The organism is Gilliamella sp. X-57 (genome assembly GCF_057063565.1).
Genome location: NZ_JBXSQI010000035.1, coordinates 1 through 11,263, shown reverse-complemented (window position 1 = coordinate 11,263; position 11,263 = coordinate 1). Strand labels below are relative to the sequence as shown.

Sequence of the window (11,263 nt, the reverse complement as noted above, 5' to 3'; positions counted from 1 at the left end):
TTGAACGATTTAATCGTACCTATCGTACTGAAGTACTCGATTTATATCTTTTTAACAACTTAGCACAAGCAAGGAGAATAACCGAAGAATGGTTAACGATTTATAATACCGAAAGACCGCATGAGGCGTTAAATAACATGACACCGATTGAGTATAAAACACTAAAACAAGCAGCATGATTTTCTACTTGAATCTTGTACTAAGTTTGGGGTATTTACAGGCGTATTGTTTTCGTTTTCTAAATGCCCCTCAAAATCATCAGGCAGAAAAGGTATGGTGGTAATGATATCTTGCTTATGAGCTGAATCGACAATGATATTTGTTTTATCTGATGTAAGTTTATTGTCTGGATTTAAGTCGATAATTGGATTAGTTAGCTGTTTTTCTTGCTTAGAAATTGAGTTGTCAATGATTTTACCCACAATCAGTTGGGTGTGCGGGTTTTCAACCTCAACCGGTTGTTTGGGTGTTTCGTTTAATGGTGTGCGCTCAAAGATTTGATGCTCTAAAATGTTATGATTTAATGCTGTTAGCTATATATTCTGACTGATTTTTTGTAAGTAAAACCATAACTTAATGTGTTTTTTATGTTTTGAATAAAGGAACATATGACACAATGAGCAATACAGTAAACGGAATTTATTATCCATGGCGCATGAAAACAACAATGGCTAAAAATTGGTGCTAAACCAAAATTAACAATAAAAAAATTAATTATCGAATTTAGTGACAGTGTTAACTGCCACTTTTTAATAACGAACACACTAAGTAAGATAGTGTTAGAATTGTCGGGTTAAGTTTGAGCTACTACAATTAACGGCAACGACTAAAAGCGAGTCTTAATCCTGCACCAATTTCTTCTGCCGTACTATTAATTGGTAAAACAACATTGTCATCATCTGTAAAACCGTCCCCTCCCCATGCCTCTAGTCTTTCGTGATGACTGGGATATATCGTTAATACACCATTTCTAATCTCGATTGAACAACGCATCATGTTTTTAAATAAAGCACGTTTAGTTTTATAACCATATTTGCTCATCAAATCCGCAACCCAATTGTTATAATTTTTCATGGTATTATCTAAATCAAAAAAAGTTGCAATTTCACTGATATCGATTATTCGACTTTTCGATAAAGCTGCTAAAGTGGCTTTACCTAAATCTTCATTAGATGCATCTGGTGGCAATAAAATTTGAACTCCATTAGGATCTGCTGCTTTTCTACCATAACCTGAAAAAGTTTTAATATTGATAAAATCTTGGTTTTGATATGCTGATGCATAAAACCATTCTTGTTTAGTAAAATCCATTATCTCACCTCTGTTACGATTACTTTGACCCCTCGACTTTTACCATAGTCAATAGCTCTATGAATTTGTTGCCATTGTACTTTATTAGTTGTGGCAGGTATAGCTAAACGAATTTCTCGACGGCTAATACCTGTACTTGATACAGTAATTCCTCTTAATTCATGTTCTGTAAAATCCGCTGCTGCATCAATATTCTTTTTTAATGTATTATAAATTTGCTTTGGATTCGCCAATTTTGCAGGAGTTGTCGTGTCTAGTGTTTTGACACTAACGGCTTTTTTTGTTACCTCATCATAGTAATCAAATGTTTTAAAGTTTGGCGGTAGTCGCGAACCAGCAGGAAGCTCTTGACCTACAAAATCTTCCCAAGGCATACCTTGCCCTTTTATTCCTTCACCCCATTTTATACCGGTTTCTGCTCTAGACACTGGTTTAGTTATGCCTTCAACTTTAACCCATTTGCCACCAATCCATTGTATCGTTTTGCCACCTAATGATGCCGTAGCAACTCCTGCCACATTATAGAAGGTCGCCTCTCCAACATCATGGCCTGTCATGCTACTTAATTCGGTTAATGCTGTTTCAAATGAATCCGCTGGTATTTCCTTATTAAACCATTCCCTTGGAATTTGAGCAATTTTTTTACCAAATTCCCAAGCATCATTACCTATTTGATTTAACGTATTATCATCAATATATCTTATTGCTTTATCTGCACCATCAACCCATTTACCGGGCGCTTCTTTAATTCCTTCCCAAAGCGCTTCTATCTTCGTGTTATCAGGATAGTATTGTGTCTCTATTTTTTGCCAATCGGTTCCATCTAAAACTAACTCTCTGTATGAATTAAATTTATCTCTAAATTCTTGCCTTATTCTATCATATTCTTCTTTCTGACATTGCATATCTCCTTCACAATATTGAATGGCTTGACGCATTTCAACAGCCATTTCATTATTGAGCTGGTTAATGAATTCTTGTAATTCAAGATCATTTTTCTTGCTTAATTCATTTGTTTCTTTAACCACTTGCATTTGGCATTCTTTATCTCCCTTACAAGCCGCATATTTTTTATCTGCTTCTTCAATATCTTTCGTAGTTAAGAAGTTATTCTCCACCGCATTCTTACTTGCAGCTATCGAAGTACTTATGTCTCCCACATCTCCACCACTTACTGCAGTTGATAGCCCCATCGCTAATTGGGTTAATGCGCTGATATTTTGTTTTTCAGCTTCAGTGAGGTCTTTGATGTCTCTTCCACCATAGAGGTTATCTAAGATGAATTTTGCCGCTAGCTCGCCTCCTACGGCACTTGCTCCACCGACTATCCCTGAGTTACCTTGTAATTCCGCTACCACCGCACCCAGTATAGCATGCGATACTAATCTTGCTGTTTCATTATCACTCACCCAGTTGCCGTCTTTATCCATATGCCCTGTGTGCAGTTTTATCTGTTCGGCTATCCATGGCGCACTGGCCCCCGCAAGGCCTCCTGTAATGTCACCGGTAATAATGCCTGTGATAATTGATGTCGCTGTGTCAATCCCTTTGCTTACATCTCCCCCCATGGTGCCTAGGTTGTTTTTTGCATTTTTAATTACTATATCACTGACAGCATCATAATAATTTTGTTGATAAATTTCATCATAGGTTTTAGCTGTGTAATTCGGGTCTTGTTCGGCTTTAAGCTTTTCTTCTTTTAGCTGTTCTTTAGTCTTATTTTCTAGCGCTTTTTTGGCTACTTCGTCGTTGTCTAATTTGTTTTGCGCTTGAATGCGGTCATATTTGTTTACCACTCCTTTTGCCTGTTGAGCGATGTCTTTAACTAGCTCTACCGATTCTAATTTATCCAACTCTTTTTGTTTGTTAAATATCGGTTTGAGTGAGTTATTTGCATGCTCGGTATCTCGGCTTAGTTCGTTGATATCTTGTTTTTGGTCGTCTTTATTACGGATGATGAGTTGCCCATTTTCTACCGCTGAATGCGTTATGCTGGACTCTTTTTCGCTGTTTTGATACGCCGTCGGGGCACCCGGTCCGCCGGTGCCTCCGCTCACCGAAACATGGCTAACTTTAAAATCCGCTTTGTTTTTGATATCACTAAAGCTGATTGTGCCGGTGTCAAGTTTGTTTTTATTGGTATCTTTCGCTTCTGATGATATCACCGCCCCTTTTAGGTCGGTGTGGTTGCCCACCGTGATATCATAACCGCCACTGCCGGCAAAAATGCCCGATTGGTCGGTGACACTTGCCCATTTGCTGTCGATATTCGTACTAGATAACGAGCCGTTGGCACTAAAACCACCAAAGCCTCCGCTTCCACTCACCGATCCGCTGATTTTTTCGTAATCGTAATCGTCGGTGTCTTGCAACGATTGGATGTTTAAGTTATTACCCACGTCCATCTTGACGCTATCACCCTTAACTTGACCACCAATGATATTAACATCATTACCTGTCTTGATTGTCAGTTTGTTGTTAGCGTCAATAACACTTTCTGTCCAAGCACTGCCGTTGGCATTTTCTCGCTCTCGACTAAAGTTAGCATTGCCTTTAAAACGTAAGCCACTTTCATCTCCACCAAATTGCAGCTGTATGCCAACCCCGCCTCCATAGCTCTTTTCGTCACTGTCGCTGTGCTGGGTGTTGACCGCGCCTATCACATTTAAATCTCGATTAGCCGTTAGATTAATATCATTACCTGCTTTTACTTCACTCCCTTTTAACGTAATATCGCCACCTTGTTTATTCGCATCCCCTGTCGCTATAATATCTATATTTCGTCCCGCCGAAACTCCACTACTTATTACCGAATGCTGCTCTTGGTTCACTTCTCGCTCTGTGCGTTGCGTGCCCACCATCGCACTCACCCCTATTAAGGCTTGACTTTGTCCTTGTTGGTTTTTCAGTTGAGAATCTTCAAGCGCTTCTATCGCCGTTAACGCCGATTTAATCGATTGGAGTGCTAATAGTTTGTCATTGCCCTTCTTCTTAGCTCGCTCTACTGCTTTTGCCGCTTCATACATATCCGCAGCCGTCCCCGTTAACGCTACCGTTAAGCCAGACTTTTCGTAACTGTACTCTTCTTTATACGTCGTCTTCGCATCTAGCGCTTCGATATTAACGTTTTCGCCTTGTAATTTGATGTTTTGCTGGGCGATGACATCACTGCCTTTGATATTTAAGTCTTTGCCCGCTTGGATGTTAACATTGCCATTTGTGCTGCCTACAACACTGCCCACAAAGGCTTGTTCGGTATCGGTCTGTTTGAGATTTTCTTTTTCTTTACCCACCGTAAAACCAATTCCGCCACTGCCCATTAATCCCGATTTCTTGGTCTTGGTTTCGTGTTTTCGGTAATACGACTCTTCCGCCGCATCAATATTAATCGCTTTACCCGCCTCAAGTGCTACATTATGCGTACCAATCACTTGGCTACCGGTCACCGTTAAGTTGTTACCCGCATCAATAGTGACACTATCACCATAAAGCTCACTGCCTTTTTGGGTGGTATTGTCTATCTGAGTACGCGTTGTTGTAGTACTCTTATTTAAAAAGCCTTTCTTTTTTCTCTTGTGAAACTCATCTAACTCAAATCGTTCTTCCGATGCTCCGATGGATATGTCGTTATCAGCGTGAAGTCCTAAATGATTGCCTGCAACAATATCAACTGTTTTGGCGTTTATATCGTTACCCGCAATAAGCATCACATTATTAATGGCACTTATCTCTGTACCTACAACGCTTTTTTCATCGGTTTTGCGGTAGTCCTTTTTGGCCCTAAAATCTAATTTTTCTTCAATATCAGCCGTGTTGAACTTGATATCGTGACCGGCTTGTAACCAGGTATTACCCGTCTCGCCATTATTTATTATCCATCCCGCTTTTGTATTAATATCACGACCGGCATCTATCACAATATTGCCATTATTCACTTGGATAATACTACTTTGGTCAATATTGGTGGTTAAGTTGCGACCGCGAGTTTGCGTGCGCGTGCTTGATAATAGGTTGATGTCATTATCTGCCGATAAATAAACCAACTTATCGCCCACCAATTTGCCATAATTGGTAATGTCGTTTTTTGCATTAATAGCAACTCTATCACCATAAATCGTCCCTTTATTAGTGACGTTATGCCCTTCTAATAAAATATCGTTCTTGGCGTTTATTAAACCATTGCTGTTAAGCTCATCACCTTTAATAAATACATTTTCGCCTGCAATTAATGCCCCATCGCTACCCAGCTGTGGCCGATTAACCATATAAACTTGTGGCACTAACACATCCATGGATTGACCATCAACATTGATAGTTTTTTTCACTAATAACACGATGTCAGTCGTTAAGGCTTTCATCTGCTCTGCCGATAATTCAACGCCGGGAACAATGCCATAATCATTGGCAAAACGAATTCCTGCATCCATCAATGCTTGGTATTGTTCTAAATCTGAATGGTAACCGTGTAAATATCGGTTGCCCGTTAAGCCAAGAATTTGTTCACGAATGAGTTGTTGCTCATAATACCCATCGCCTAATCGTTTTTGTATTGAATCTGGATCAGTTTTTAAGCGTTGAAGCATATAATCTGAACTCAGCCATTTTTTGCGTTGGGTAAAACGCGGATCGGTTTCAATAATATAATTTTTGTCTGTATCTTTGTGAACTATCCATAAGCTATTATCCGGTAAGGTCAAATTGGGCTCATAAATACTAATAGTTTTAGACGGTGTCATCTCATCTTTAGTAGCCGGTAAATCAGGCTCTTTGACTGTCGACGTATCTTTTTTGTTGTCTAAATTTCCCTCAAAATGATTATCAGGTAGGAAAGGCAAGGTAGCAATAACATCTTGTTTATGCTTTGGTTCAGCCACTAGATTTGTTTTATCTGATGTGAGCTTATTATCTGGACTTAAGTCAATAATTGGATTAGTTAACTGTTTTTCATGCTGCGAAATTGGATTACCAACCATTTTGCCCACAAGAACTTGATTATGGGGATTTTCAACTTCGACAGCTTGTTTCGGTATTTCTTTTAGCGGTGTGCGCTCAAAGATTTGATGATCTAAAATGTTATGATTTAATGCATCATCAATAAAAACTTCGTCAGCTTTAGTGTAATTAGAAGGACCATAACATCTATAGTCATCCTTGTGCTTTTTCTTATGTTCATAATAATTCCCTGAATAGACATATTTTGATAAAGTTTCCTGAGACGTATTGTTTAGTTGATTTACGTTGATGCTGACGGTTTTACCCGCAACAATTTTACTGTCCTGATTGTTTAGCGTTTGCCCTTGAATAATAATATGATCCGCTGCCATGATTTTACCCGGATCGGTTTCTAATACAACAGTACGATATTTTTGTTTAATAACATTAAATTCCCACGAGTCCTCCGCTCCGTCAATGTTATGAGATGGAACTGACATGCGTTGTAATCGATTGGAATGCCTTAAATGCTCTGGAATGTCATTCCATTTATAATAGCACCTGTGATGTGAAGTTGAATATTGACAAGGAATACCACGCATGTATTTTGTGTGAATACGATAAAGAACATCATTTGGCGAGTATTTTGTTGGTCCATCACCTTCAGAGGTTTGAAAATAAGTTTCTTTTTCAGGTGGTTCATCGCTTTGGCGCATTTCTGTAACAATATGGTCATTAATATTGTTAATGGTGTTGGCCGCAATAACTAAACTCCCTTGCGATTCAATGGTTGCCGAATGGTTATTAATCACGTCAGCTAAGCCGATAACATTGAAGTTTTCGTCAAGATCACCCCCAATATTAAAATACCCTAAACTGAGCAATTGGGCATGCGTATAGTTATTTAATGTTTTAATCCCCAAGTTAAAATTCTGTCGAGCTGCAATGACAGGGGCTCTACCATTTTGACCGCGGTTATTAAGCTGGGTAGCGCTAATAGCAAGATTATCAGCATAAATACGTCCTGTTTGTAAGTTGTTTAAGGCGTCTGTACGGATAACCGAGGTGGTACCATCAATTAATCCATAATTGGTGATATTTTTATGCTTTAATGCTAAATAATCAGCACTAATTTCTGCCTGTTGTTCGTTAACCAGTTGTTGACTACTTAATGAAACTTGACGACCTGCAGTGATTTTATTTTTATTAATAATGTCTTTTGTGGTGCGAATAGACAAATGACCATTGGCGGTTATTTCATTTTCATTGATAAAGCTATCGTCTAAATCCAGGGACAAATCATTTTTAGTTTTTATTATGCCATCGCCTTGAAATGCTCGCGTTTTTAAGTAAATATTATCGGCCAGTAAATGCCCTTTGCTATTATTAAAATCCCAAGCATTAATTACCATCGTATTATTCGCTGTTAGGGTGGCTTGCTCATTGTTTAAATGATGGCTTTCAAGCAAGATGTTGTTAGCTATATATTCTGACTGTCGATTATCAACATCCGTTGCCTCAACATTGATAAGACCATTGGTTTTTAAGGACGCTGATTGATTGTTTAAGTCAGTAGTCTGTAACTTGATACCGTTATTGGAGAGTAATTTTGCCTCATTATTGTTAATATAGTTCAATGAAGTAAGTTCAATTTTACCATTCGCAGTTAATTGCGCCGCATGATTATCAATACCAAGAATTGCACTTAATCCAATATTATTTTCTGAAATCAGGCTAACTTGCTGATTATTGAGTGTGTTTGCATGAATATTTATATTCCCTTTAGCCAGCAATTCACTTTGTTGATTATCTATTTGTTGGGTTTTTATATTCAGGGATTTTTCAGCAACCAATTTTGCGTGTTGATTAGCAATATTGTCAGCATGAAGTGTCAAATCACCATTGGTAAATAATTTGGCCTGTTGGTTGTTTAAGGTTTGGCTATCAATACTTATTCCTTTATCACCCGATAATAATAGCGCTGACTGGTTATCTAATCGATTGACTTGAAGGGTTATTTTATCTTGCGATTGGAGTGTGGCCTGAGTATTATTCAGCGTGTTAGATATGATGTTAATCGCAGATTGTGCCACTAAAATCGCTTCGCTATTATCAAACTCTTGGTTATTAATGGCTATGGCGTTATCTGCTTTAAGTACTCCACCTTTATTGATAAGACGAGTAGTATCGATCTTTATTGACTGGCCACTGAATAATTTCGATTGAGTGTTATCCAAACTTTCAGCCTGAATAGCGATGTCTCCTTTTGTATTGAAAATCGCTTTTTGATTGTTGAATTGCTTCGTATTAATATGTAGTGATTTGTCACTGCCTAATTGTGCACCAGAATTATTGAGCTCATCGCTTTCAATAGTAATACCGTTGTTGGCAACCCATTTTGCATTGCTATTTATCAGCGTGATGGCATTGACGTTAATATGACCTTGCGCCCCCATTTCACTGGCTGTGTTATTAATAGTATCAGCTTTAATTTTAATGTTTTTATTACTGATGATCGCCGCATTCTTGTTCGTCAGTTGTGTGCCAGTAATATCAATATCACCTAAACTGTTTATGCTTGACTCACTGCTATTGATTGTGTTGGCTTTAAGTTGCATATTTTGCTGTGCAACCAGCAGTGCTTTTTGTATGGACAGTGTTTGTTCACTGTGAATATTTATATCCCCTTTGCTGGCAACAGTTGCATGATTTAATGATGCTGTTTTGCTCGCTAAGTTCAAGCTACCTTCGGTAACATATTCAGCTCGGTCACTGACAAGAGATTCTGTTTGTATGTCAATCCCTTGTTTGGACTTAATTTCACTGTCTTGGTTATTGATTATGTTGCTAATGAAGTTAATGGCACCATCAGCAAAAAAGAGGCTTTTCTCGTTGTGAAACTTGGCCGCACGAATAGCAATATGCTGATGACTTAAAAATTTTGCATCGGTATTAGTAAGGTTATCAGTATCAATCTCAATATTGCCATCTGTTATCAGTTTAGTGTTAGCATTTTTTAACTGATCGCTCGCTTTAATATGAATGTCGTCTTTTGTTTGAATTTGTGCTGCGGTGTTATCAATTTGATTAGCATTGATTGAAAGTTTACCGTCAGTTAATAATATTGCTTCACTGTTGTTAATTTGTTGAGCATCAATAGCTAAATCTTGTTTAGCCTGAATGGTTGCTTTTTGATTGTTAAACTCGGTTGCCAATAAGTTGATTACACCACCACTAAACCAATTTGCATTCTGATTATTAAGCTGAGAAAAATGCAATTGCATACCATCATTAGCATAGAGCGTAGAATTCGCAGTATTTGCCCGTGGTGCCTCAATTATCAATTTTTTGTTGGTGATAAGTTGTACACGATTGAATGCCGCCGATTCTTGTGCCTTAATTGCTAAATCATTTGCTACTTTTACTACCGCATCATCCGCCTCAATTGTAGTAGCGTTAAAATGGACTTGACCAGTCGATAATAGTTCGCCGTGATTTAAGATTTGCTGTTGCCCTGTTAATAAAATATCGCCTTTTGCACCAATGGCAGCATGGCTTAAATCTATTTTTTTACTGTTAATAACAATTTGATTATCAGCGTGTAGACTTGCTCCTTTCGCATTAATTTGCTCGTCAATGGCTAAATTAAGCGCATTGCCGGCTTGCAGTATACTGTTATCGCTTGCTAAGTGTTTAGCATGGATATCTAAGGTATCATGAGCAATTAACTTAGCATCATCGTTAGCCATAGTTTGCGTGTTAATGGTTAAGGTACCACCAGATACGATTAAACCTGATTGGTTATCAAAGCGTGTTGAAGCATCAATAACGATGTTATCACCACAACGATGTTATCACCACTTTGCCATTTTGCCTGTTGGTTATGTAACGTATTACCCGTAAAAGTTAAATGCTTACCACCAAATAATACGGTATTATCATTATTTAGATAATCAAACTGATAATGGATTGAGCTTGCCGCTTTCATCTGGCTGGCGCCATTTTCGATATTATCTGCTTTAATGTCAATGTTATTACCGGACCACCATATCGACTCTCGATTGCTTAGCGCTCGACCTTGCACGGTAATATCACCTAATGCACTAATTTTTGATTTATCCAGTTTTAACTGATTGGCCTTTATCGATACAGGTTGGGTTGTAATAAGATTTAAAAAATACGCAAAATAAGTATCGGCATTAATGTCAACCACATTCCTAGCCTGTAACTTAGCTCGGTTAGTGGATAAATTTTTTGCATTAATACGTAGCGTTTGTTCGGTAATAAGGTCGAGGTTATCCGCATTGAGCTCACTGCTCGACAACGAAACGGCACCTTTAGCGCTTAAGCTGGCATCGTGCATTTCAGTATCATCAGCATCAATAATTATTGCACCATTGGTATTTATTTTAGCGGCATTACTTTTTATATGATTGGCTCTTAGTGTAATGTCGTTTTCTGCAATAAGCTGACTATTGTTGCTCGTGAGTGCGTTGGTTGTTAATGCTATGCCTTCTTTGGCCTTTATCGTTGCGTCAGACGTGTTTATCGTTTTAGCGCTAGTTAAACGTAATTGTTGCTCAGTTTGGACTTGCGCCCCACTAAGCGAGATCGATTCGCCTGTCAGATTTAAATCATTAGCATACGTTTGACTACCATCAAGATTAAGACGGTTTTTAGCTTTTAATGATAATGCGTTGTTTGCACTGTTTTTGCCATTAAATGCAATACTATTGGCAGTAGCATCAATATTACCAGGCTCGGTCAGTTTTCCCTTTTCATCAATACCCGCAGCCACAGTACTATTTTTAGTGCTATTTATCGCTGAGGCTTTAAGAACAACATCGTGCTTGGCAAGGAATGAACCCTCATTCACAATGGCTTTTTGACTGCTTAAGTGGATATTTTGTTGACTGTAAATTTGCTTGCTATTGCGAATGTCCTGTTGACTGCTTAAGCGAATATCTTGCTGAGCCTGCATCGCCCCCGTATTGACAATTTTTCCATCCGCCGTCAAAGT

General features: G+C 38.3%; 5 protein-coding genes. 1 reads left to right on the top strand and 4 read right to left on the bottom strand.

From position 1 onward, the window contains the following. Nucleotides 1–179 (top strand): integrase core domain-containing protein (locus ACYIAL_RS12310; RefSeq protein ID WP_141672912.1); only part of this gene is annotated, 179 nt, incomplete at its 5' end. On the opposite strand, the gene ACYIAL_RS12305 is transcribed toward ACYIAL_RS12310, so the two are convergent. The 4 genes from ACYIAL_RS12305 to ACYIAL_RS12290 form a co-directional block, all read right to left on the bottom strand. Continuing rightward, on the bottom strand, nucleotides 162–422 hold the full coding sequence (locus tag ACYIAL_RS12305; RefSeq protein ID WP_483751837.1) for a hypothetical protein: 261 nt from the start codon (nucleotides 420–422) through the stop codon (nucleotides 162–164). The genes ACYIAL_RS12310 and ACYIAL_RS12305 overlap by 18 nt on opposite strands. Before the next feature lie 391 nt (nucleotides 423–813). Further along, the gene (locus ACYIAL_RS12300; protein WP_483751836.1) at nucleotides 814–1,311 is read right to left on the bottom strand and encodes a contact-dependent growth inhibition system immunity protein; all 498 of its coding nucleotides are present in this window, start codon (nucleotides 1,309–1,311) and stop codon (nucleotides 814–816) included. Next, entirely contained in the window at nucleotides 1,311–10,007 is an 8,697-nt protein-coding gene (locus ACYIAL_RS12295; RefSeq protein WP_483751838.1) for a hemagglutinin repeat-containing protein, read from the bottom strand. Before ACYIAL_RS12295 ends, ACYIAL_RS12300 begins: the two co-directional genes overlap by 1 nt. Nucleotides 10,008–10,030: 23 nt before the next feature. Next, a partial coding sequence (locus ACYIAL_RS12290; RefSeq protein WP_483751835.1) for a hypothetical protein occupies nucleotides 10,031–11,263 on the bottom strand: 1,233 nt, incomplete at its 5' end.

Excerpts from the sequence above, each read along its gene's own strand:
- ACYIAL_RS12300 (WP_483751836.1), bottom strand. The coding sequence starts at position 1,311 with ATGGATTTTACTAAACAAGAATGGTTTTATGCATCAGCATATCAAAAC.